The organism is Kitasatospora purpeofusca, assembly GCF_042691725.1.
GTDB lineage: Bacteria > Actinomycetota > Actinomycetes > Streptomycetales > Streptomycetaceae > Kitasatospora > Kitasatospora purpeofusca_B.
On the sequence record NZ_CP170483.1, the window covers coordinates 799,203 to 823,265 of the forward strand.

11 protein-coding genes are annotated in these 24,063 nt (G+C 72.5%); 5 read left to right on the forward strand and 6 right to left on the reverse strand.

Features of this window, described 5'->3' with window-relative positions; all coding sequences use genetic code 11:
• Positions 1-61 precede the first annotated feature (61 nt).
• From ACFCLZ_RS03515 to ACFCLZ_RS03525, 3 genes are all read left to right on the forward strand, one after another.
• On the forward strand, positions 62-2,236 hold the full coding sequence (locus ACFCLZ_RS03515) for a hypothetical protein (protein ID WP_380283149.1): 2,175 nt from the start codon (positions 62-64) through the stop codon (positions 2,234-2,236).
• 163 nt (positions 2,237-2,399) lie between these two features.
• Entirely contained in the window at positions 2,400-2,948 is a 549-nt protein-coding gene (locus ACFCLZ_RS03520; protein ID WP_380283150.1) for an RBBP9/YdeN family alpha/beta hydrolase, read from the forward strand.
• A gap of 430 nt (positions 2,949-3,378) precedes the next feature.
• Positions 3,379-4,668, forward strand: a complete 1,290-nt coding sequence (locus ACFCLZ_RS03525; protein ID WP_380283151.1) for a glycerophosphodiester phosphodiesterase — start codon at positions 3,379-3,381, stop codon at positions 4,666-4,668.
• A gap of 91 nt (positions 4,669-4,759) precedes the next feature.
• Here the strand turns inward: ACFCLZ_RS03525 and ACFCLZ_RS03530 are convergent, their stop codons facing one another.
• Positions 4,760-7,087 carry a transglycosylase domain-containing protein gene (locus ACFCLZ_RS03530; RefSeq protein ID WP_380283152.1) on the reverse strand — a complete coding sequence of 776 codons (2,328 nt, stop codon included), beginning with the start codon at positions 7,085-7,087 and terminating at the stop codon, positions 4,760-4,762.
• A 251-nt stretch (positions 7,088-7,338) separates the two neighbouring features.
• A complete protein-coding gene (locus ACFCLZ_RS03535) occupies positions 7,339-8,415 on the reverse strand; it encodes a hypothetical protein (protein WP_380283153.1) in 1,077 nt (358 codons plus the stop codon).
• A 109-nt stretch (positions 8,416-8,524) separates the two neighbouring features.
• Between ACFCLZ_RS03535 and ACFCLZ_RS03540 the strand changes: the two genes are divergently transcribed.
• A complete protein-coding gene (locus ACFCLZ_RS03540; RefSeq protein ID WP_380283154.1) occupies positions 8,525-9,589 on the forward strand; it encodes an SPFH domain-containing protein in 1,065 nt (354 codons plus the stop codon).
• Positions 9,586-10,506: a hypothetical protein gene (locus tag ACFCLZ_RS03545; protein ID WP_380283155.1), complete on the forward strand. Its 921-nt coding sequence runs from the start codon at positions 9,586-9,588 to the stop codon at positions 10,504-10,506. Before ACFCLZ_RS03540 ends, ACFCLZ_RS03545 begins: the two co-directional genes overlap by 4 nt.
• 75 nt (positions 10,507-10,581) lie before the next feature.
• Here ACFCLZ_RS03545 and ACFCLZ_RS03550 read toward each other — a convergent pair whose 3' ends face one another.
• The 4 genes from ACFCLZ_RS03550 to ACFCLZ_RS03565 form a co-directional block, all read right to left on the reverse strand.
• Positions 10,582-11,424 (reverse strand): universal stress protein, encoded by an 843-nt coding sequence (locus ACFCLZ_RS03550; protein ID WP_380283156.1) that lies wholly within the window; start codon positions 11,422-11,424, stop codon positions 10,582-10,584.
• The gene (locus tag ACFCLZ_RS03555) at positions 11,417-12,364 is read right to left on the reverse strand and encodes a universal stress protein (protein ID WP_380283157.1); all 948 of its coding nucleotides are present in this window, start codon (positions 12,362-12,364) and stop codon (positions 11,417-11,419) included. The genes ACFCLZ_RS03550 and ACFCLZ_RS03555 overlap by 8 nt, the downstream gene beginning before the upstream one ends.
• Before the next feature lie 148 nt (positions 12,365-12,512).
• Positions 12,513-13,055 (reverse strand): SMI1/KNR4 family protein, encoded by a 543-nt coding sequence (locus ACFCLZ_RS03560; protein ID WP_380283158.1) that lies wholly within the window; start codon positions 13,053-13,055, stop codon positions 12,513-12,515.
• Between the two features lie 19 nt (positions 13,056-13,074).
• A complete protein-coding gene (locus ACFCLZ_RS03565; RefSeq protein ID WP_380286423.1) occupies positions 13,075-23,934 on the reverse strand; it encodes a LamG-like jellyroll fold domain-containing protein in 10,860 nt (3,619 codons plus the stop codon).
• Between the last annotated feature and the right edge of the window lie 129 nt (positions 23,935-24,063).

The window sequence follows — 24,063 nt, forward strand, 5'->3', positions numbered from 1 at the left end:
CGTGGGCGGGGTCCGCGAAACCCGGGTGCGGCGGTCCGCGCGGCTCTGGGACCATGCGGGAATGTCCCACCGACTCGAATCCATGGTCGTCCGGCACACCTTCCGCCTGCCCGTCCCCGACGGTCCGGCCGGTGAGGGCGGGGCCGCCGCGCGTCAGTTCGACGCCGCCCTGATGTCCGTCGGCTTCAAGCTCTCGGCCGGGGTGCTGGAGCGGCTGTCGGGACTGAGCGGGGAGACCGTCCGCGCGACCGCCGTCCGCACCCTGGCCACCGTGCGCGAACTGGTCGGCGACCACGTCCGGCACAACGTCTACTTCATCGACTTCCCGGCCAACGTGCCGGACACCGTCGACTTCTGGATGCGGTGCATCACCGAGGCGCTCGCCGACGACGGCGCGCACGACCGCACGCTCGCCCAGCTCACCGCCGGCGTGGTCGACCTGCTGACGCTGCCCGGGTACGGCCGCTACCGGCACGCTTTCGCCGAGATGCTGGCCGCCCACGAGGAGCTGATCGCCGCCGCCGGCGACCGGATGACCGTCCTGCACCCGGGCGGACCGCTGGAGGACGAGGTCACCGCCCTGTACCTGGCACTGGCGGGCAGCGCCGCCCCGTTGGGCGAGCAGGCCCTGTCCGACCTCGGCGAACTCGCCGGGCACCGCGTGGACGGGCCGCAGCCCGGGGCGATCCCGGTCCGGGAGAACCGCGCCGTCGTCAACCGCGCCCGCCTCGACGCCGGCGCGGACCTCCTGCTGGACACCGTCACCGACGTGCTCCGCCTCGCCTGCGCGCTGTCGGACGGGGACGTCACGCTCGCGCAGCCGACCCGGTTCCGCGCGTTCCCCCGGCCGGTCCGCCGCGCGCTGCTCGCGGGCCTGGACGCGGTCGTCGCCGCCTCCCCCGCCAAGCTCGCCGACGTCGCCGCGCACCGCGAGCCGTTCAAGCGCCTCGGCGAGCGGCTCCACCCGCACGAGTACCCCCGCCGGCCGCACGCCGCCGAGGTGTTCGCCGTCGCCCGGGGCGAGCGGGAGGCGCCGTCCCTCGACAGCCGCGTCGAGGAGGCGCTCGGCGCGAACGACGTCACCGCGGCGGTGCGGCTGCTGTCCGCCGCCCCGGGAAAGCTGTTCCGCGCGCTCGACCGCCTGCTGCGGGCCTGCGCCACCCAGGAGCAGCGCGAGGCCGTCGTGGCCGCCGCCGAGGCGACGGCCGGGCAGGTGGCCGGCCGGGTGCTGCTGTCGGTCCGCGAACACCTCCAGAACCGCCGTCCCGAAGGAGGAGGGGAGCGGCGGGTCTTCGTCAACCGCCTCGGCGGCGCCTGGGTCGCCGCCGACACCCGGCCGCCCCTGCCGGCCGCCGAGTGCGGTCGCCTGATCGCCGTACTGGACGCCGAATCGGCCCGCCGCCTCCCGGATCCGGGGCACCTGCTGATCGACCCGGCCGTCCTCGACGTCGCGCTGCCCCTCAGCGGCAGGGCGACGTCCGCCGGCCTGGGCGTGCTGCCCCGCGGCTCGCTCTCCCCGGTCGACGGCGAGCTGCTGCGCTTCTTCGTCCACTGGAAGCAGACGGAGCGCAACACCGACTTCGATCTGTCGGCGCTGATGCTGGACGAGTCCTACCGGACGATCTCGTGGCTCTCCTACACGGCGCTCACGGACGTCGGGGGCGAGCACTCGGGGGACATCACCGAAGCACCCGAGGGCGCTTCGGAGTTCATCAACCTCCGGCTCGACGCCGTGCGCGGTACGTTCATCGTCCCGCAGGTGAACATCTTCTCCGGCGAGGGTTTCGAGGAGGTCGAGGAGTCGTTCTTCGGCTTCATGCTGCGGGACGGCGAGCAGGCGGGGCGGCCCTTCGAGCCGCGCACCGTGCGGATGAAGTCGGACCTGCGCGGTCCGGGACGGGTGGCCCTGCCGCTGGCGTTCCTGCGCGGCGCGGACGGCCGCTGGCGCGCCAAGTGGCTGCACCTCCACCTCAGGGGCACGCCCGGCGCCAACCGGGTCGAGGGCAACCGGGTGTCGGTCGCGGTGCTGCTGCGCGGCGTCGTCGAACGCGACTACCTCACGGTCCGCCACCTCGCCGACCTGATGGGGCGCCGGGCCGCCACCGTCACCCGGTGGGACGGCGCAACGGTTCCGGCCGGCCCGGTGACCTATCTGGGCCTGGAGCGGCCGGAGGGACTGCACCCGCACTCCCGGGTCGTCACCCCCGGAAACCTGCGCGACCTGATCCCCGCCTGACTGGTAGCGTGGGCCCCGGCGAGGCCATGGAGGAGCTTCCTTCTCCCACCCTTGAATTAGTTCCTCCGCTCTCCTCGCCCTCGACCCACCGCCGGGGCGCGCCTTCCGCGCCCCGGCGTCGTCGTGTCCGTCCCCGTGACAGCCCCGGAGGGATTGCGCCCCGATGTCGGACCGCACCACGTATCTCGTCCTGCCCGGCTACCAGAACTCCGGACCGGCCCACTGGCAGAGCCTTTGGGAGGCGGCCGACCCGGCGGCCTTCGTCCGGGTGCGGCAGGAGGACTGGGACCACCCGGAGCCGGACGCCTGGGTGGAGCGGGTGGACGCGGCGGTCGCCGCGGCGGCGGCCGACGGACCGGTGGTGCTGGTGGCGCACAGCCTCGGCTGCGTGACGGTGGCCCGCTGGGCGGCCGGGGCCCCGGCCGGGCGGACGGCGGCCGTGCGCGGCGCGCTGCTGGTCGCGCCCGCCGACGTCGACCACGCGGACGTCCCCGAGCTGCTGGGGTTCCGCCCGGTGGCGCTGTCCCGGCTGCCGTTCCCGGCCACCGTGGTCTCCAGCACCGACGACCCGTGGGTCAGCGCGGCGCGCGGCCGGGAGTTCGCCGGGGCCTGGGGCGCGCGGTACGTCGAGCCGGGAGCCTTCGGGCACCTCAACTCCGACTCCGGGCTGGGCGACTGGCCGCTGGGGCGGGAGCTGCTCGCCGCGCTCTGAGCGGACGGGGCGTCGGCGGGGCGCTGTTGGCGGGGCGTCGGCGGGCCCGCTGTTGGCGGGCCGTTACCGGCGGGCGCCCCCGGTTCATCCCAGATTCCGGGGATGGCGCGGCGACCGGGCACCCGAGCAGAATCGACGGCGATCCACCACCCCTAGGGACCACCTCCCGGAGTCCCGCCGCCCCTGCCCCGTCCCTGGCCGGGCCCGGCGGCCGGGAGGCCCCGCACAGGTCCGTCACCCCGGACCGGAGGCCGGCTGCGGTGCGTGACCGCGGCCGGCCTCCCCGTGTCCGGACCGCCGCGCGGCGCGGACGGTGGGTGCAGGAACTTCTCCCGCAGTTCGCCCGACGGCCACCCGGCCGGGCGCCGCTGCTCCTAGTCTGCGGGCGGCACTCACACCGCGACGCCATCAGCGCGAGCTAGGAGCATCCATGACGTACCGTCCGTCCGACGGCAGCACCCCGGCGGAGTCCGCCGACGCCACCGCCTCCTCCCGCCGGACCTTCCTGCGGGCCACCGGCGCGGCCGGGCTCGGCGCGGCGGCCTTCGCGGCCGGCGCCGGCGAGGCCTTCGCCGACCCCGCCGGGGACCAGCCGGGCGACGAGCAGTACGGTGCCGCCGCCGACGAGCGCGGTGCCGCCGCCGGCCGTCCGACCGGCACCCGCCCGCCGGTGCGCACCGGCACCGGCCTGGACCGCCTGCCGCACCCGCTGATCGTCGGCCACCGCGGCGCCCCCGGCTACCGCCCCGAGCACACCCTGGGCTCCTACGACCTGGCGCTGCGGCTGGGCGCGGACGTCATCGAGCCGGACCTCGTCCCGACCAAGGACGGCCACCTGGTGGTCCGCCACGAGAACAACATCGCGGAGACCACGGACGTCGCGGACCACAAGGAGTTCGCGGACCGCCGCACCACCAGGACCATCGACGGCGCGGCCCAGACCGGCTGGTTCACCGAGGACTTCACGCTCGCCGAGCTGCGCACCCTGCGCGCCAAGGAGCGGCTGCCGCAGCAGCGCCAGCGCAACACGCTCTACGACGGCCGCTGGGCCGTGCCGACCTTCCGCGAGGTGGCCGACTTCGCCCGCAAGCGCGGCCGCGAGCTGGGCCGGGACGTCTGGGTCTACCCGGAGACCAAGCACCCGAGCTACTTCCGCTCGATCGGCCTGCCGCTGGAGGAGCGCCTCGCCGACGAGCTGCGCCGCACCGGCCTGGCCGGGCGGGGCGGCCGGGCGATCCTGCAGTCCTTCGAGCCGAGCAGCCTGCAGCGGCTCGCCAAGCTGGTCGACAACCCGAAGATCTTCCTGCTCAGCGGCCCGACCAGCCAGCCGTACGACTTCGTGCTGTCCGGCGACAAGCGCACCGTGGCCGACCTGGTGAAGCCCGAGGGCCTGCGCTGGATCGCCTCCTTCGCGCACGGCCTCGGCCCGACCACCACCCTGATCGCGCCCGTCGACGCGACCGGCAAGCTGCTGCCGCCGACCACCCTGGTCAAGGACGCGCACGCGGCGGGCCTGCTGCTGCACCCGTACACGGTGCGCAACGAGAACGCCTTCCTGCCGCTGGACTACCGCCGGGGCACCGACCCCAACGCGTACGGCGACGCGATCGGCTGGGCGAAGTACCTGTATGAGCTCGGCGTGGACGGCTTCTTCACCGACCAGACGGACACCAGCGTGCTGGCCCGCCAGGACTTCTGGGCGGCCAAGGGCGTGAACTGACGCCGGGTCCGCCGGGTCCGCCGGCCTGTGGCGCGCGCCCCGGAACGTCCGTCGACGTTCCGGGGCGCGGTGCCGTGCGGGGCGGGCCGGGTCAGCCGTCCTGGTGCTGCTGCTCCTCGGGCTGCGCGGGCTCGCCCTGCGGCTGCTGGTTCTGCTGGGTCGGCTGCGTGGACCTGGGGTTCGGGTTGGGGGTGCGCGCCGGCCGGGTGTTCTGCGGGCGTCCGGGCCAGGTCGGGGCGTCGGTCGCGGAGCCGCCCGGCGAGCCGCTGCCCGAGCCCGGGCTCGACGAGGGGTCGCGCTTGGGCGCCGGGTTGGGGATGTAGACGGTCTCGAACTCCTTCTCCGGCATGCCCCGGACGGCGTCGTTCATCGCCAGCTGCCAGATCGGCCCGGGGCCGGTGGCACCGAAGACCTCGTCGAACCACTTGCCGCCGATCCGGATGTTCTTCATCTTCACGCCGCCGGCCGGACCCCCCAGCCAGACCGAGGCGGCGAGGTTGGCGGTGTAGCCGCTGAACCAGGCGGACTTCTTCTCGTCGGAGGTGCCGGTCTTGCCGGCGATCTGGCGGTCGTCGTCCAGGCCGAGGTCCCGCGCGGTGCCGCCCTTCTCGGTCACGCCGAGCAGCACGGTGTTGATGACGTCGGCGGTGCTCTCGGAGAACACCCGCTCGCACTTGGCGGGGTTGACCGGGACGTCCTTGCCGTCCATCGTGGTGATGCCGCTGATCGCGACCGGGGTGCAGTAGGTGCCGCGGTTGGCGAAGGTCGCGTAGACGTTCGCCATCACCAGCGGGCTCACCTCCTGGGTGCCCAGGCCCAGGGCGGGCAGCTCCTCCAGCGGCTTGCCGCTCGCCTTGGTCAGCACGCCGAGCCTGTTGGCCATCTGCTTGACCGCGCAGAGGCCGATCTCCTGCTCCATCTGCACGAAGTAGGTGTTGACCGAGAGCGCCATCGCCTCCTTGAGCTCGTACGGGCCGACCTCGCCCGCCGACTCGTTGGGGATGGTGCCGCCCTTCTTGCCCTTCTCCAGGTTCTTCCAGGTGCCGTCGCAGGTGCTCATCGTCGGCCAGTCCATCTTGTTCGGCGACGCGTAGGACTGGGTGGAGGTGAGCCCCGCCTCCAGGCCGGCGGCGGCCACGATCGGCTTGAAGTTGGAGCCGGGCTGGAAGCCGTTGCCGCCGCCCATCGCCGCGTCCACGTTGTAGTTGACGACGGTCTGGTTCTTGCCCGGGTCGATCCCGTACGGGCGGGTCTGGGCCATCGCCAGGATCTTGCCGGTGCCCGGCTCCACCATGGTGATCGCCGCCGACACCTCGTCGGTGACCTTGACCTTCGTGGTCACCGCCTTGAGCGCGGCCGCCTGCTTCACCGGGTCGAGGGTGGTGTGGATGTACAGGCCGCCCATGTCCCAGAGCTTCTTGCGCTCGGCGGCGGTCTTGCCGAAGACCGGGTCCTGCTTGATCACGTGCTTGACGTAGTCGCAGAAGAAGCCCATGCCCGCGTCGGCGGTGATGCAGCCGTTCTGCGGCGCCTGGTAGTGCAGCACGACCGGCCCGGCCTTGGCCTCCTTGGCCTGCTCGGCGGTGAGGTGCTTGTTCTCCACCATCTTGTCGATCACGACGTCGCGGCGCTTGCGCGAGGCCTCGGGGTGGGCCTTGGGGTCGAACTGGGAGGGGTTCTGCACCAGCCCGGCCAGGGTGGCCGCCTCGGCGACGGTGAGGTCCTTGGCGTTCTTGCTGAAGTAGCGCTGGGCCGCCGCCTGGATCCCGTACGCCTGCTGACCGTAGTAGGTGATGTTCAGGTAGTTGGTGAGGATCTGCTCCTTGGTCAGCTCCTCCTCCAGCTTGATGGCGAACTTGAGCTCCTGCACCTTGCGGCCCAGGGTCTTGCGCTGGGCCTCGCGGACGGCCGCCGCGTCGTCGCCCGCCTTCTCGACGTTGACGTTCTTCACGTACTGCTGCGTCAGGGTCGACGCGCCCTGCAGGGCGGTGCCGCTCTCCGCGTTCTTGGTGATCGCCCGCAGGACGCCCTTGAGGTCGACGGCGCCGTGCTCGTAGAAGCGCGCGTCCTCGATGTCCACCTGGGCCTGGCGTATCAGCGGGCCCATCTCCTCGGCGGTGACCACCCGGCGGTCGCGCTCGTAGACCTTGGCTATCTGCTGGCCCTGGGCGTCGAATATCCAGCTCGCCTGGGTCAGCGGCGGGGTCTTCAGGTCGTCAGGGATGGTGTCGAACTCCTCCACACCGGTCTTCATCCCGAGCCCGAGCGCGCCGGCGGCCGGCAGGACGAGGCCCGCCAGCAGGACGCCCGCGAGAGTGCTGTAGCCGAGGAACTTCACGCCGTGGCCGAGCAGGCCGAGCGGGGACTCCCGGCGCCGGGGGCGCGGCACCCAGGTGTCGAAGGGCTCCGAGGAGCGCATGCGGCGGCTTCTCCGTGACATAGTCGGAACACTACGTCCACGAAAACCGCCTGTGGAGCCGGTGTTGGCCAACCTGTGTCACAAATCGGCGACAGATCGGCACTGTTGGGCGTGGCACGCCGAGCGGCCCGCGCTCCGGCCGGGCGCCGACGGGGTCGTTCGCCGACGTCCGAATCCGTCCGGCCCGGTGCGACCCGGTGCGCTCCGGCCGGTTCGGCGGTCGGGTCCGGTCCTTTCGGGCAGCCCGGGGGTCAGCCGTCGCGCTTCCTGCGCCGCAGTCCGAACATCGCGCCCGCCACCGCGAGCAGGAACACCACCCCGAGCGCCTGGTCCCCCGCGCCGGCCGACGACGAGTCGCTCGCGGTGTTCTTCGAGGACGGGGCCCCCGCTCCGGACGACGGCGGCGCGGACCCGTCCGGTCCCCGGGTCGGGGTCGGCGTGGGGCTCGGCAGGGGCTCGACCGTGTCGGGGAGCTGGTCGCCCTTCAGCGCCGATCGCCAGACCGGGCTGTCCTTGCCCTCGCTGCCGTAGAGCAGCGCCCGGCCGTCGGCGGTGAAGGTCACCGACTCGCCCTGGCGCTGGAAGGGCGCGGAGAGCGACTCGCCGCCGCTCGGCGCGCCGTCCTTCCAGCGGTAGAGGGTGGCCGAGAAGTAGCCGCGCAGCACCAGCCGGGTGCCGTCCGGCGAGAAGGCGCCGTCGGTGGTCCACGGGGCGTCGGCGATCCGGCGGAAGGTGTTGACGCCGCTCGGGGAGAGCTGCTCCGGGCCCTGGTAGAGGCCGCCGCCGCCCTGCTTCTTGCTGGCGATGTAGGCGCGGCCGGTCACCGGGTGCACCATCAGGGCCTCGGCGTCGCGCGGGCCGTCCTCGTAGCGGACCTTGTAGCGGGTCACCTGCACGCTCTGGTCGTGGAGTTCGGCGGGCTCGGCGAAGGCGTAGATCCACACCTCGGGCCACTTCCCGCCGAGGTTGTCGCCGAGGTCGCCGACGTAGAGCCGGCCGTCCGGGCCGAGCGAGATCGCCTCGACGTCGCGCGGCTCCACGCCGCGCAGGGTGACGGTGGCGACGGTGCGGCCCTGGGAGTCGACGGCGTAGACGTAGGGGCCGTCGTCGCTGTCGTTGTGCGTCCAGTAGACGCCCGGGTGCCGTTGGCTGGCCGCGAGGCCGCTGGACTCGGTGATCCGCGGGTCGCCGATGGTGAACACCTGGCCGTCCCGGTCCGCCGCACGGGCCGGGACGGCGCCGACCGTGCCGCCGGCGGCGACCGCGGCGGTCGCGCAGGCCGCGGCCAGCAGGGCGGCGGGGAGCCTCGTCGTTCGCGTCCTCAGCACCCGTCGATCCTCCCACGCCCGCGCCGCCGGGACCGGGAGACCCTTTTTCGTCATCTTGACGAGAAAGGGGGCCGACCAATATCGTCACTATGACGACAAGGAGCCGATCATGGCCGACATCACCAAGCGCTTCGGGCTGCGCCACCTGCGCGCCCTGCCCACCGCCCACATCCGCCACGTCCGGCGCGGCCACCTCGCCCACGACGGCACCGGCCTCGCCTTCTGGTTCCGCCCGCTCAGCGCCGCGCTCTCCGAAGTCCCGGTCGACGACCGCGAGCTGGCCATGCTCTTCCACGCCCGTACCGCCGACTTCCAGGACGTCACCGTCCAGGGCACCCTCACCTACCGGATCACCGACCCGGCCACCGCCGCCGCCCGCGTCGACTTCGGCATCGACCCCGACACCGGCAGCTGGCGCTCCGCCCCGCTCGACCAGCTCGCCACCCTGCTCACCGAGACCGCCCAGCAGCACGCGCTCGGCCTGCTCGCCCGCACCCCGCTCGCCGCCGCCCTGGCCGACGGCGTCACCGCCGTCCGCGAGCGGATGGCCGCCGGGCTGGCCGCCGAACCGCGGCTCGCCGAGACCGGACTCGCCGTCATCGCCGTCCGGGTGGTCGCGCTGCGCCCCGAACCGGAGGTGGAGCGCGCGCTGCGCACACCCGCCCGCGAGCTGGTCCAGCAGGAGGCCGACCGGGCCACCTTCGAACGGCGCGCCGTGGCCGTCGAGCACGAGCGCGGCATCGCCGAGAACGAGCTCGCCAACCGGATCGAACTCGCCCGGCGGCAGGAGCAGCTGATCACCCAGCAGGGCGCCAACAGCCGGCTCCAGGCCGAGGAGGAGGCGGTCGCCGACCGGATCCGCACCGACGCCGAGGCGCAGCGGCGCACCCGGCTGGCCGGCTCCGAGGCCGACGCCGCCCGCGCCCTCGGCGAGGCCAGGGCCGCCGCCGAGGCGGCCTGGCTGGCCGCCCACCAGCAGGCCGACCCGGCCGTGCTGCGGGCGCTCGCGCTGATGCGCCTCGCCGAGCACCTGCCGCGGATCGACAACCTCACCCTCACCCCGGACGTGCTGACCGGTCTGCTCGCCAAGCTCGGCGCGGCGACCGGCGCGGGGGCTGGCTCGGGGGCCGGCGTGGGGGCCGGCTCGACGACCGGCGAGGGGGTCGGGCGGTGACGCTCGCACCCCGGGTGGTCCTGGTCCACCGGCGCACCGAGTACCAGGAACTGCTCGCCCACCACGGCACGCCCGGCCAGGCCGCGTACTTCCTGAGCAGCCGGGGCCGGTCGGTCGAGGAGATCGAGCTGCGCCACCGCCGGCAGGGCGAGGCGCTCGCCGAGGCGGCGGGCGCCGTGCCGCTCGACTGGCGGCGCACCCGGGTCGAGCGCGCCGACCTGCCGCGGTTCCTGTTCGAACCGGAGGACGTGGTGGTCGTGGTCGGCCAGGACGGCCTGGTCGCCAACGTCGCCAAGTACCTGGCCGGCCAGCCGGTGATCGGGGTGGACGCGGAGCCCGGCCGCAACCCGGGCGTCCTGGTCCGGCACCGCGCCGAGGACCTGCCGCGGCTGCTCCCGGCCGCGGTCGGCCCGGGAGCCGACCGGCGCGCCGAGGAGCGGACCATGGTCGAGGCGGTCGCCGACGACACCCAGCGGCTGCTCGCGCTCAACGAGGTGTACGTCGGCCAGCCCGGCCACCAGACGGCCCGCTACCGGCTGGCCGTCGAGGAGACCGCGCGCCCGGGAGCGTGCGACGAGGGCGAGCCGCAGGCCTCCTCCGGCGTCCTGGTCGGCACCGGGACGGGCGGCACCGGGTGGTGCCGCTCCGTCTGGCTGGAGCGCGGCGGCCCGCTCCCGCTGCCCGCGCCGGCCGCCCCGGCGCTCGCCTGGTTCGTCCGCGAGGCCTGGCCCTCCCCCGCCACCGGCACCGGGCGGGTGCACGGCCTGCTCGACGGCGGCCGGCGGCTGGTCCTGACGGTCGAGTCCGACCGGCTGGTGGCCTTCGGCGACGGGGTCGAGGGCGACGCGCTGGACCTGGCCCGGGGCCAGACCGTTCGGGTCGGCGTGGCCGCCACCCGGCTGCGGCTGATGGGCTGAACCCGGGCCCGCGCGGTCCTGCGTCGGTGCTGTTCCCCGCCCCGCGGTCAGGCCTCTGCGGTCAGGCCCCCGCCGTCAGGCCTCCGCCGTCCGCTCCGACGGATGGCGGACCACGACCACCGGGCAGTGCGCGTGCTGGATCATCGCCTGGCTGGTGGAGCCCACCAACAGGCCCGCGAAGCCGCCCCGGCCACGGGCACCGACCACCAGCAACTGCGCCTCCCGGCTCGCCTCGATCAGCGCCGGGCGGGTGTGCGCCTCGACGACCTCGGAGCGCAGCTCGACGTCCGGGTACTTCTCCCGCCAGCCGGCCAGCGCCTCGGAGAGCACCCGCTCCTCCTGGTCGGGCCAGCTCGTGCTCGGGTGCGCGATGTGCAGGGCGGTCAGCGGGGCGCGGCGGGCGGCGGCCTCGGCGAAGGCGAAGCCGAGCGCCTCGGCGCCCACCCCGCTCCCGTCCACCGCCGCCAGCACGGGTCCGGCCGGGTCCGGCCGGCCGCGCACGATCAGCACCGGGCAGTCGGCGTGCGCGGCCAGGTGGACCGCCACCGAGCCGATCAGCAGGGCACCGAACCGGCCGAGCCCCCGACTGCCGACCACCACCAGCCCGGCCTCCCGCGACCACCGGGAGAGCACGGTCAGCGGCTCGCCGGTGACCAGCTCGGTCTCGATCTCCAGCTGCGGGTCCAGCGCCTCGGCGCGGGCCCGGGCATCCGCCAGGATGCCCTCCGCCTGGTGGCGCAGCCCGCCCTCGGGCGGACCGTCCTGCGCCGGCCCGAGCGGGACGCGCATCAGCGGCCAGATGAACGCGTGCACGATCCGCAGCCGGGTGCGGCGCAGCCGCGCCTCGCGGACCGCGACGTCCACGGCGGCCAGGCTCGCCTCCGAGCCGTCGACGCCCACCAGCACCTGGTCACTCATCGCCGGCCTCCTGCTGCTGGTCCTGCTGCTGCTGGTCCTGCTTCTCGTCCCGCTCGTAGGGAACGACGGCGACCGGGCAGGGCACGTGGTGCAGGACGGCGTGCGCGACCGCGCCGAGGTGCGCGCCCAGCGGCGACCGGCGGACCCGCCGCCCGATCACCACCAGCTCCGCGCCCGCCGCACGATCGGCGAGCACCTTGGCCGGGCGGGCGTTCACGGCCTCCTCGACCACCGCCACCTGCGGGTACTTGCGCTGCCACGGCTTGACCACCCGGGCCAGCTCGCCCTTCGCGTACACCAGCATCTCGCCGGTCACGTCGACGCTGGCCGCGATACCCGCGTACTGGTACGTCGCCGGCAGCGTCCAGGAGTACACGGCCCGCACCGGCAGTCCGCGCCGCTCCGCCACCTCGAAGGCGTGGGCGAGCACCGCGTCGGCCCCCTCGAACGGGTCCACGCCGACCACGACCTCGCGCGCACCGGCCGCTTCCTCCCCGTCCTCTCCCCGGCGCACCAGCACCACCGGGCAGTCCGTGCGCGCCAGCACCCGCTGGCTCACCGACCCGACCAGGAACCCGGCCACCGCGCCCAACCCGCGCGAGCCCAGCACCAGCAGCTCCGCCGGCGCCCCGTCCGGCTCCTGCGCCCCGCTCACCTCGTCGACCAGCGCCCGCACCGGATCGGTCGGCACCTGAACGGCCTGGAGGGTCAGCTCCGGCCACCGCTCCCGCACCCGCAGCTCGGCATCACGCAAGGTGACGTCCGCCTGCCGCCGCGCCAGATCCACCGTCCCGAGCACCGCCAACGGCGTCACCACCGTCGGCCACGCGAGCACCACCTTCAGCGGCAGCCCCCGCCGAGCCGCCTCCTCCGCCGCCCAGTCCAACGCGGCAAGGCTCTCGGGCGAACCATCGACACCGACGACGACGGACCTTGGCATGACGACCTCCGACAGTTGCGAACGGAACGCGGCCGGACGGGGTGGAAGCCCGACCGCAACCACCACCCTTCCCGCCCCCTCCCAGTCCACCCAGAGTCCAAGGTCCCCGCCACCCGGCCGACAGTCCCGGCACTCGAATCTGAGGCCGTCAGCCCTCCCGCCAGTTCCGGTACTCGTGCGGGGGAATGTTCCAGGAACCATCGCTGAAGGGATTGGGCAGCGTCCCGTCCAGAGCACCGGCGAGAAACTCGCCGAAGCCCATCCCGTACCGGCGCCACGGGGCCGTTCCGTACGGAACCTGGCGCCTGAAGACGACGACGTCCCAGCTCTCGGGATCGAGCGAGTCGCAGATCCAGAACGCCACGTCACCGTTGGCGGTCGTCGCGAAGGGAAGAAGCCTGCCCTCCTCGGACAGCTCCACGACGCCGGCTCCGCCGTCCGGCTGTGGTTCCTCCTGCGGATCGAACCCGAGTCCGTCCAGCAGCCGACTCTCGGGACGGCCTTCCGCCGGTGGGATGCGGACCGCGAGGTATTCGTTCAGCTCACCGCCGCCGAACACCGCGACGAAGTCCCGATAGTCCGCCGGAACCCGCAGGCCCGTGCTCCGCGCAAGTTCCTCCCAGTCAACGACATCACCTTGAGCTTCCGAAATCCCGAGGATGTCGGACAAGCGACCGATCATCTGGTGCATAAATTCTTGCCTTTCCTCGTCACCCATCGCCGAACAACCCGGCATCCTCTCCCGATCGACTGTCTATCGACAGGCCAAGATTCTTCCAGCCGCTTCCGGTCGTGTAGATAAGATTCGAAACGGTGTCCGAACTGGCACCAACCAGACGCCCGTTCCGATCCCATGCCACATAGGTCATCTCGATCTCATAGGGGGCGAGCCTCCCCCCGGCATAGTGCGGAGTCACCTGATAGAGAACGATCTTCCCGTTGTCGATCTGATACTTCACCCGATCCTCAAAACTCAGCATGCTGGTTATCGGCCCCAGGCGATCAGTGCCGGCCCCATGCTTCCCGACATAGGAATTTGCGTCACTGCCGCAAGGGAATAGGTTCGCCAGATTGGTACCGGAACCACCCAGTTGGTTTCCGAGGATGTGGCACGCATTCACATCGGATGCATCCCCGCCCCAGTAGGAAACCTGGTTGCGCGCCCAGTCGTAGCCGGCCGGCTTGATCCCACGCTTCACCTGCGTGACGCTACCCGGGTTCTTACGGAGGTAGTCCTGGTCGAGACACGCCGTCACGCCTGTCGCGCGTCCCCCGTTGCCGGTGTCGATCTGTCCGGTGTTGACCCAGCCCGCATTGTCCAGGCGGCAGCCGGCACCACGACCCGGGTCGCCTCCGCCGGACGCGTCGGGTTCGGGTCCGGGGGCCGTCTCGGTGCTGGGGGCCACGTTGGCGGCGAGGACGAGCATAGCGAGTACGTCGGTGCTGCTGTAGGAGGCGGCGAGGAAGTTGAGGGCGTCGCGGGGGTTCGGGGCGGTCCAGTCGACCTGGGGGGTGGGGCGCTGGGGTGCGGGCGCGTTCTTGTCGAGGATGGGCTTGGGGGGCTCGGCCTTGGGGGCGGCCGGGCGCGGGGGTGCCTTGACCGGGCTGCAGGTCTTGCAGGGCTGCTGCTTCTGGGGACCGCGCGCGCCGGTCGGGTTCTTGACGGGCGAGCCGGTCGGGTTCTTCGGCTTGGCCGGGCCCTTCGGCGCGTACGGCGAACCCTGAGGGGTCGGCGAGGACGGTGAGCCCTGGCTGCTCGGGCTGCTGCTGGACAGGCGGCCTGGGTTGCTCCGGCGCCAGTCCCGGGCCTCCTGCTTCTCCCGGTCGACCTCGTTGCGCCAGGAGCTGCTCGATGAGCTGCTCGTGGAGCCGTAGCCACCGAGTCCCACCACGTTCGCACCGGCGAAGGGCACACCCGGCATGGGCGCCGAGTTCGGGGCCTGGGCCCGGTTGCCCGAGGTGTTCGGGACGTACGGCGCGGCCGGCTGGGCCGCCTGCGGGGCGGACTGCGGGGCGGACTGGCCGGACCCCTGCTTGATGTTGGCGGAGCCGCCGAACCGGCCGCTGCCTCCGAAGGTGATGCCGCCGCCGTTACCGGCCGCCGCCTGCCCGGTGCTGGGGCCGGGGGCCGCGGGGGCCGCGACCGCCGTTCCGCAACCGCAGTGCGAGATGTTCTCGTGCCCTGTCGGGTCGGTGCCGTTGAGCGGGCTGGCGTTGCCGTAGGTGTAGCGGTTGGCCTGGACGGACGGGGACGGGTTCAGCTGCCAGGAGTCCCGGGAGGTGAAGCCGCCGGTGCCGGGGCGGTACCAGCGGGCACTCATGTTGACGTCGCCGGTGGTCGGGTCGGTCCAGCCGGACTGGTAGCCGAGGCTGGAGCGGGTGCCGCTGGTGGTGACGGGCTTGCCGAAGGGGTCGTAGGTGGTGGCACCGACGACGGCGGTGCCGTCGGTGTTCAGGGTGGCGGTGGCGTCGGTGTGCTGGTCGGTGCGGATGCGGACGTTGTTGGTGCCGTCGGTGGCGCCGAGGAGAGTGCCGGCGCTGTCGCGGGCGTAGCTCCAAGTCCCGTCGCTGGTCAGGTTGCTGGTGCCGCCGTCGTAGGTGAACTTGGCGGCGTTGCGGCCGATGACGCGGTCCAGGCCGTCGTAGGTGTAGGTGACGGCGCCGTCGCTGATCAGGCGGTTGAAGGCGTCGTAGCCGAGAGTCTCCTCCTGAAGCCCCGTAGTCACCCCGACGAGGGTGCCGCGGGCGGTGTAGCGGTAGGTGCTGGTGCCGTCGCCGAGGAGGCGGTTGCGCTCGTCGTAGGCGGCCGTGGCGGTGCCGTTGCCGGTGCGGTTGCCGGCGGCGTCCCAGGTGTAGGGCGTGGTGGTGCCGTCGGCGGTCCAGGAGGTGAGGCGGCCGGCGAGGTCGTAGCCGTAGGTGTTGTCCCTGACCGGGTCGGTGGGGGTGCCGCTGACGGTCTTGCGGGTGAGGCGGTCGTCGAGGTCGTAGGCGTAGGCGGTGGCGGTGAGCTGGGTGCCGGAACCGGCGGTGGGGTTCGCGAGGAGCTGGTCGGTGCTGAGGCGGCCCAGCGCGTCGTAGCCGAGGCGGCGCTCGGACATGGCCTTGAGCTTGGTGGTGTCGGCCGGGTCCGGGGCGACGTAGAAGTGCTTACTGAGGCGGCCGTCGCCGTCGTAGCCGTACCAGTTCTGGGTCCCGGTCTGCGGGTTGTGCGCCCAGTCCAGCTGGCCGTCGGCCTTGTAACCGAAGTAGGTGGTGCCGGTGGACTTGTCCCAGCGCTTGGTCTGCCGGCCCTCGGCGTCGTACTCCCAGGTCTGGGCCTGAGCGTTCAGGTCGGTGCCGGCCTTGAGCAGCAGGCCCCGGTCGTTGTAGGCGTACGCCTGGCTCGCGAGGGCGGTCCCGTTGTGCTGGAGCAGGTGTCCGGCCTTGTCGTAGACGAACTCGCGGTCGGTGGTCGCCGTCTCCGCCCCGGTCCCGCTCTCGCGGACGATACGCCCGGCCGGGTCGAAGGTGCGGGTGCGCACCACGCCGCCCGGTTCGATGAGCTTCACGGCCTGGCCGGCCACGTCGTACGCGGTGGTCCAGGTGCGGTCGCCTGCGGCGGGATGGGCGGTGGTGGACGGTTCGACGGTGCTCTCGGAGAGGCCCCAGGTGTTGAACGTGTAGACGGTGGTGTTGCCGCGTCCGTCGGTGAGACGGGTGCGGTTGCCCGCGGCGTCGTAGCCGAAGGTCGTGGTGATCGGCTGGCCGACCGCGACGGGCTCGGTGAGCGCGACCGTGCGGCCGAGCACGTCGTAGCGGGTGGTGGTGACGGCTCCGGTCGTCGGGCTGGTCGCGCTCACCGCCCGGCCTTCGAGGTCGAACGCCGTGGTGACCGAACGCAGGACCGTACCGGCGGAGTCGAGGTCCTCGGCGACGACCGGGTTGCCGAGGCCGTCGAAGCGGGTGCGGACGGCCTCGCCCATCGGGGTGGTGCTCTTGGTGAGGCGGCCGGCGCCGTCGTAGTCACGGCGGCTGGTGCGACCGAGCGGGTCGGTCGCGGTGAGGATCTGGCCGGCCGCGTTGTAGGTGGCCTTCCCGACGCTGCCGGTGGGGCTGGTCGCGGCGGTCTGGTTCCCGGCGTCGTCCCAGGTGAACCTGCTGGTGACGTTCTGCAGGGTGGGCTTGCGTTCGACGACGGTGGCGGTGAGCACGCGGCCCAGCTGGTCGTAGGTCGCCTCGGTGCGGGCCCCCACCGGATCCGTGGCGGAGAGCTGGAGGCCGGTGGGGGTCCAGGTCGAGGTCCAGGTGGGCGGGTTGTCGTCGACGGGGGGCTGCAGGCCGCCGAGCGAGTTGGGCTCCACGCGCTTGGTCTCGTGGTCCAGGCGGTCGTACGCGAAGGTGGTCCGTCGCCCGGCCGCATCACTGGCGGCCACGACACGGGACAGCTTGTCGTACTCGACCGTGCTGGTGGCGGTGAGCGGGGTACCGGCTCCGGGCGGTGTGTAGGCGGGCAGGGTGGCCGCGACGGCACGACCGAGCCGGTTGACGGTGGTGCGGGCGACGCGGCCCAGCGGGTCCTTCGCGGAGACCGCCTCGCCGAAGGCGTTGTAACCGGTCGTGGTGATCGGCCGGACGGTCGCCGCAGCGCTGCCGCCGCTCTCCGCCGACACCGGCGGCGCGGTGACGGTGACGGCACGGCCGAGGACGTCGTAGCCGAACGAGGTGGTGTACGCGGCCGGGTCCGCGCCCGCCGAGTTGCCGATCGGCGAGGTGCTGCTGATGACCAGGCCGCGCTGGTCGTAGGCGTAGGTCGCGACGCTGCTCGGCCCCCCGAGGGAGGAGGACAGCTCACTGCGGGTCAGGCGGCCGGCGGTGTCGTAGGTGCTGCTCTGGACGCTGTTCTCGGTGTCACTGACCTTCAGGGTGGTGGACGTGACGCGGTCGTCGGCGTCGTACCCCACGGAGATGGTGCGCTTGAGACCCGCCGGGTCGAGGACGCTCTGTGTGACGTGGCCGACGGAGTCGTAGGTGTTCACCGTAGTGGTGCGGCCGCCGCCGGTGGTGCGCTTGACCAGCTGGCCGGCGCCGTCGTACTCGTTCGCCTCCAGCACGATCGAGCGGCTGGTGCCGTCGGACTGGGTCACGTTCTCGACCGTGGCCGTCGCGGGAAGCCCGTCGTCGAAGTAGGTGTAGGAGGTGACGGCGCCCATCGCGTCGGTGACGGACGCCAGGCGTCCGGCCGGGTCGTAGGCCCGGCTCTCGACGGTCAGGTCCCGGATGCCGCCGCCGTCGCCGTTCCAGCCTTCGACGACGGTGGTCGCACGCTGGCTGCGGGGGGTGTAGGTGAACCGCGTGACCTGGCCCAACGGGTCGGTCAGGCTGGTGGCGCGGCTGAGCGCGTCGTAGCCGTAGCGGGTGACGCCGCCCTCGGCGTCGGTGTCCGTCTCCGCCCGTCCGGCCGTGTCGTAGACGGTCGTGGCGGTCCGTGAGCCGTCGGTGCCGACGATGTCGGCGACGGTCGTGCCGGTCACCCGGCCGTCCGCGTCATAGGTCGTCGTGGACCGGGTCTGGTGCTCGGCGGCGGTCACCGCGTCGGAGACCTTCGGCCCGGTCTGCACAGTGAGGTGGTTGAGGGAGTCGTAGGCGTAGGTGGTGGTGACTCCGGCCGGCTGCGCGTCGGAGGTCTCGGTCGTCCAGATCTTGCGGCCGACCGGGTCGTAGCCGTAGGCGAAGACGAGCCCACTGGGCAGAACGGCCTGCACCACATCACCTGCGGCGTTGTAGGCGTACGTCGTCACCGCGCCGCCGGCCGTGGTCTCGGTGGCCAGCAGGCCCGGCGGGGTGGTGCCGCCGCCGGTGGCCGGCTCGGTGCCGGTGGTGTAGGTGGCGCGGGTGGTGCGGCCGTCGGGGCGGGTGGTGGTGTCGGGCAGGCCGAGGGCCGTGTAGCTGACGGTGGTGCGGTAGGTGTTGTCGGCCGGCCCGGCGGAGCGGGCATCGCGGGTCTCGGTGGGCTTGTCGTTGCGCGGGTCGCGCGGGTTGTCGGGGTTGTAGAAGTAGCTGGTGTAAGAGGTCCAGCAGGAGTTGACGTCGCGGCAGGTGGTGAGGGAGACGGTGTTGCCGCGGGCGTCGTGGCCGCTGACGCTGGAGTGGCCGTTGGGGTCGGTGACGGAGTGGAGGTAGCCGCCGGTGTCGTAGGTGTAGCTGGTGGTGGCCCCGGACTCGTCGGTGCGGGCGATCAGACGGTTGCCGCGGGTGGCGTCGTGGATGTCGGTGGAGACGTTGCCGGCCGGGTCTGTCAGGGTGACGCGGGAGGCCAGTTCGGTCGCGGCCGACAGGGAGCGGGCCTGGTAGTGGGCGGCGACGCGGTCCGCGGTCAGCGGGTGCTGGTAGAGGGCGACCTCATCGATCTGGCCGTTCAGCCAGGACCAGCCGCCGTTGCCGCCGGGCATGGTGCCGGTCCAGCCGCCGCCCAGGTAGGTGCGGTTCATGTTGAGGTGGTTGACCGTGCCGGGGAGGGTTCCGACCAGGGCGCCGTCCAGGTAGAGGGACTGGGTGCCCTGCCCGGCGCTGAGCACCGCGTGGTGCCACGAGCCGTCGGTGACCGCGCCGCCCGAGGTGATCGGGCCGCCGGAGATGCCGTAGTACCAGCCCCGGAGCTTTCCGTCGGAGCCGACGTACAGGGCCGGCACCACGTTGTACGGCGGTGCGTTCACAGGCTCGCTCTGCAGTGAGAGCAGGACGCCCGGTCCCGAGGTGCGGAACCACAGCTCGGCAGCGATGTCGGTCTTGGCTTGGAGGATCGGCGTGGGCAGGTCGACGTAGGACGTGCCGGTGCCGTTGAACTCGACCGCCTTGCCGTCACCGGGCCCGAACACTCCTGTGGTGGCGGGCTTGGCGGCGGACGCGTAGGTGCCGTTGCCCTTGATCGCGGCGACCTCGCTGGCCGCCGTGGTGCCGCCGGCCTCGTCCAGGCGCCAGTAACCACCTGGGGAGTCGGCGACCACCGAGGCGCGGTAGCCGACGCCCTGGCCCGCGACCTGGGAACTGCGGGCCCGGTAGTGGGCGAGGACATCGGCCTCGCTGAGCGGGTGTTGGTAGATCGCGGCCTCGTCGATGAGGCCGGTAAAGCGGCTGATGTCGCCGGGCGAGGCGGGCCACATCCGGGCGAAGCCCGCGCCCAGGTAGGTGTGGGTGTTGGCCTGGTGGCTGACCGCACCGGTCTGCGAGCCGACGATCCGGCCGTCCAGGTACAGGGTCTGGGTCGCCCCCTGGGCGGAGAGGACGACGTGGTGCCACGAGCCGTCCGTCACCGCGTTCGCCGACTCGGTGCCGGTGCCGTCGCCGAAGAACCGACCCCGGAGCTTTCCGTTGGAGCCGACGTAAAGGATCGGGGTCCAGGAGCCGCCGACGCCTTGCGGATCGTCGATCGTTCGGCTCTGGTCGCCCATCAGCACGCCCGGCTTGGTCGTGTTGAACCAGAGCTCGACCGCAAGGTCGGTCGTGGCGTGCAGTACCTCCTGGGGAATCTCGATGTGCGAGGCGGAGCCGCCGCCGAAACGCACGGCGGTGTCGTCGGTGGGGGCGAAGACCCCCGGCGCGCGCTTGCCGACACCGTCACCATACGTGCCGGCCGTGCCGCTGCCCACGTCGCTGGCCGCGAGCGCGCCGTCGCGCTCACCGAGGCGCCAGAAGCCGGCCGGGTTGGAGGCCTTGACGGCGTTGCTGTAGAGGAAGGAGCCGCCGGTGAAGGCCGGATCGGAGATCTTCCAGTCGCCTCCGGCCGAGTCGGTGACGGTGGTGAGCCGCTCGGAGACGCCGTCGTATGCCATCCGGGCGCCGGTGCGACCGGATGGCAGGGTGGTGCGGGTCAACTGGGCGCTGCCGGTGCGCAGCGCATAGTGCTCGGCGACGGTCTGGTCGGTGAGCGGCTGGTCGTAGACGGCGACCTCGTCGATCTGGCCGTTGAACCAGGACCAGCCGCCGTTGCCGCCGGGCATGGTGCCGGTCCAGCCGCCGCCCAGGTAGGCGCGGTCCATGGTGATGTGGTCGATCTCGCCCGGGGCGGTTCCGACCAGCGCGCCGTCGAGGAACAGCGCCGTCTTGTCCCGGGCGCCGGCGAGGACGACATGGTGCCAGGCGTTGTCGTTGACCGGGCCCGCCGTGGTGATCGGGCCCCCGGTGACGCCGAAGTACAGGCCGCGCAGACGGCCGTCGGAGCCGACGTAGAGCGCCGGCACGACGCTGTACGGGGCCTCGCCCATCGCCCGGTTCTGCAGGGAGAGGATCACACCGGCGCCGCTGGTGCGGAACCACAGCTCGACGCTGCGGTTGGTGGAGGAGCTGATCGCGCGGTTGGGCAGTTCGACCCAGGAGGTGGGCCGTCCGTGGAGGGTCACGGCCGTGTCGGTGCTGCCGGCCAGGGGGCCGGGGGCGCCCCAGGTCACGTCCCTGGCGTCGCTCGGCGCGCGGTCGCTGACCTGGGCGTCGTTGGCGGCGGCGGTGCCCGTGTTCTCGCCGAGCCTCCAGTAACCGCTCGCGCCCGCGTCGCGGACGGAGGTGCGGTAGCGCGAACCGGTGGCGTACTCGTAGACGGTGCAGCCCTTGTCGGCGGTAGCGGCCACACCCGGCGGGCAGACCTTGGTGAGACGGTCGCCGTCGTACTGGTAGGACCAGCCATCGGTGGAACCGGATGAGCCGACCGAGGTCACGTGGTTACCGGTCCAGCCGAAGTTCAGGTAGCGGCCGGAGGTGGTGTCCTTGACCTGCGTCAGCTTGTCGCCGGCGTAGAAGAGCTCCTGGATGTGCCCGGCCATGTCCCGGACCTGCCCCAGCCGGCCGCTGGGGTTGAAGTAGTGGGACTTCCCACCACGGTCGGTCAGCAGCCAGTTCCCATCGGGGAGCTTGCGCAGGTCGGCCGCCATACCGGAGCCGGCGACGTAGGCGTTCTTGGCCTGGTCCCAGCCGAACCGGGCGCGGGAGCCGTTGGCCGCGGTGAGGAGCACGTTGCCGGGCATCGACAGCCAACTGCTGGTCTCCACCTGGATCCGCATGTCCCACGGGGTGCTCCAGCCGGCGCCGAAGAGGCCGGTGGTGCGTGGATCGAGCGAATTGTAGCTGCGGGTGACGGACAGGTCGGGACCGACCGTGGGCACGGAGGCGTCAGTGGCGGCGGCGGTGTAGTTGCCGGCGGCGGTATTGAAGCTGCGGCCCGCGTCGGAGGCGTTCACGTACTGGTTGGGCTGGGGCAGGACGGTACGGATGTAGGACGGCTGGGACCAGTCGCTCTCGTTCAGCCCGTCACCGGCCTTGGCGTACCAGGCGTACTGCTCGTTCCAGCCCAGCCATCCGGCGGGCACGGCGAACCGGGACTGGCTGACCAGCCAGCCGCTTTCCCGGCAGTCCACCCGGGGGTTGTTGCCGACCACCCGGCAGACGGAGAACTTGAAGTCGAGCACGGACCTCGGCGCGCGGTCGGGGTCCTGGCCCTCCGCGGCGAGGGTGGGCTGGGTCTGGTAGACCACCGCGCCCGACGGCGGGGCGAGCCGGGTGAGGTGCGGCGGTACGTTGACGGACGAGATCCGGATGGAGATGGGCTGGACGTAGCCGTCGATCCAGAAGTTGCTGTGCATGAAGTCGTCCATGGTGAACGCGACGGTGTACGTCCCCTGAGGCAGGCTGCGGATGTGCGCGTCGATCACCACCCCGGTGCCCGGCGGGACGTCGTGCGGCATGGACGTCCAGGCGATGTTGGTGCCGTAGTTCGTGATGTCGTTGCCCCACTCGTCGTAGAGCAGGTACGACATCTTGTAGTTGCTGTTGGGTGACCAGGTCTCCATGCCCCAGTTCCAGGCCCGGAGCCGGACGATGCCCTCCTGGGTCATCGTCACCGGCTGCTGCAGTCCCCACAGCTCGTAGCCCGCGCCGTACTTGGACCAGGTGATGTCCAGGATCGGCTGGCCGCCGTTGTGGTCGTCGCTGCCGAACTGCTTCCACCCGTAGGAGTCCCCCATGTCGGCCTTGATCGCCAGGCCGTAGTTGGGCGACCAGTGGTGCGTCCAGGCGTTGACGAGGTTGCGGCCCTCGGCGCCCAGGTCGATCGACTCCCACGCCTGTGCGCAGACCCAGTCGACGTTGGCGTTGGGCCGCCAGCCGTGGGCGAAGGCCGGGGCGGCGAGCGCGGGGCCGGTCGACGGACCGGGGAAGGCGCGCGGAAGGCCCTCCCACCAGTTGGAGGTGATGGGGTGGATGCTCACCGTCCGAGAGCGGCAGCTGCTGGACCACATGTTGTAGAGCGACAGCCGGACACCGAGGACGTTGGCGTTGTTGAGGGCGTCCTCCACACCGTTGAACTTGATGTAGGACTCGGCCTGGTGCCCTCCGCCGTCGTAGGTGCCGACCTTCAGCACCGTGTCACCGGAGAAGTCCAGGTTGTAGGGCGACTCGATGTAGGTGCCGTCGACGGCCTTGACCGAGGAGAACGACGGGTCGACCTTGATCGGGTAGACGCGCTCGGGAGCGTGCAGCCAGGCCTGGTCGAGCGTGACCTTGAGGGCCTGGCCCCCATCCACGGAGACGAGTTCGTAGCCGACGCCACCGGAGACGACGCCCTCTTCGGTGTTGGGGGCGAAGGCGGAGTCCTGCATCCAGCCGGGCGGCATCCGGCCGCGCACGGTTCCCGACGGGTCGGTGAACACCACGGCGCCACCGGCGTCAAGCGACGCGGTAACGCCCTGCAGCCGCAGAGGAAAGACCCACTCGGTCGGAGCGGCGGCGTCCTTGAGGACGAGAGTCTCCTTGAACGAGGTGCTGCCGGCCTGGAAGGTGACATCGGCGTGCGGGCGCGCCTCGGGGTAGGTGATGGTGCTGCCCTGGGTGGTGCCCTGGGCCGGGGCGGCGTCCTTCAAGGCGTAACCGACGGAGGACCCTTCGCCGAGCTGCAGACGGACGAGCGGGTCCGCGTCGGCGGTGAGCGCGAGGGTGAGCCGACTCTCCCCGGAGGTCGTGATCCAGCCGGACTGGGTGGGCGCGGCACGGCCTGCGGTGGCCGTCCCGTCGGGGATCAGGGTGGTGTCGATCTCAGCCCAGGAGCCATCAGCACGGCGGAAGTTGACCGGGTTGGGGTAGCTGCGGGTGGTGAAGGTGCCGTCCGCGTTCCGGTAGGTGCGCTGGTGGGCGGTGCGCCTGTCCGGCAGTTCGGTGCTCGTGGTCGGGTCGAACTCCTTGGACCCGCCGGTGCCTTCCTTGGCGGCCTTGGTGTCCTTCTCGGCCTTGCCCTGGGGCTTGGCCGGCGTCTCGACGGTCTGGGCCTCGGTGGTGGGCAAGGGTCCCGGAGGAGGGATGACCGATGCCGACCCCGTCGGGTCCGTGCCGGCCGTCTGCTCCTCGGGCAGCTCGCCCGGCGCCGGCGCCGCGCCCTCGCGTCCGCCCTCCGCGTCGGCGCTGGTCGCCGCCGCACTCGCGTCGTGGTCGAGGCCCTCGGCGCTGCCGGTCCCCTGTCGGGGCAGGGGGCCCGGGTCCGGGGTCGCGCTAGCGGCCTGGCGAACGATCTCCTCGGCGGCCGCCGTCCCCTCCGCCATCCCGAGGACGACCATGGTCAACGACAACAGGAAAGCGACGGATCGGTGCAGCACGCGGAACCCACCAGATAGTCAAGGGAACGCAAACAGAGCGTGCGCAGGTATATCTGACTATCAGTAGGTCGACAAAGATCTATTGGGTAC

Bases quoted from the DNA above. Each gene is read 5' to 3' on its own strand.
- ACFCLZ_RS03515 (WP_380283149.1), top strand. From the start codon at position 62: ATGTCCCACCGACTCGAATCCATGGTCGTCCGGCACACCTTCCGCCTG.
- ACFCLZ_RS03520 (WP_380283150.1), top strand. From the start codon at position 2,400: ATGTCGGACCGCACCACGTATCTCGTCCTGCCCGGCTACCAGAACTCC.
- ACFCLZ_RS03525 (WP_380283151.1), top strand. From the start codon at position 3,379: ATGACGTACCGTCCGTCCGACGGCAGCACCCCGGCGGAGTCCGCCGAC.
- ACFCLZ_RS03530 (WP_380283152.1), bottom strand. From the start codon at position 7,087: ATGCGCTCCTCGGAGCCCTTCGACACCTGGGTGCCGCGCCCCCGGCGC.
- ACFCLZ_RS03540 (WP_380283154.1), top strand. From the start codon at position 8,525: ATGGCCGACATCACCAAGCGCTTCGGGCTGCGCCACCTGCGCGCCCTG.
- ACFCLZ_RS03550 (WP_380283156.1), bottom strand. From the start codon at position 11,424: ATGAGTGACCAGGTGCTGGTGGGCGTCGACGGCTCGGAGGCGAGCCTG.
- ACFCLZ_RS03555 (WP_380283157.1), bottom strand. From the start codon at position 12,364: ATGCCAAGGTCCGTCGTCGTCGGTGTCGATGGTTCGCCCGAGAGCCTT.
- ACFCLZ_RS03560 (WP_380283158.1), bottom strand. From the start codon at position 13,055: ATGCACCAGATGATCGGTCGCTTGTCCGACATCCTCGGGATTTCGGAA.
- ACFCLZ_RS03565 (WP_380286423.1), bottom strand. From the start codon at position 23,934: ATGGTCGTCCTCGGGATGGCGGAGGGGACGGCGGCCGCCGAGGAGATC.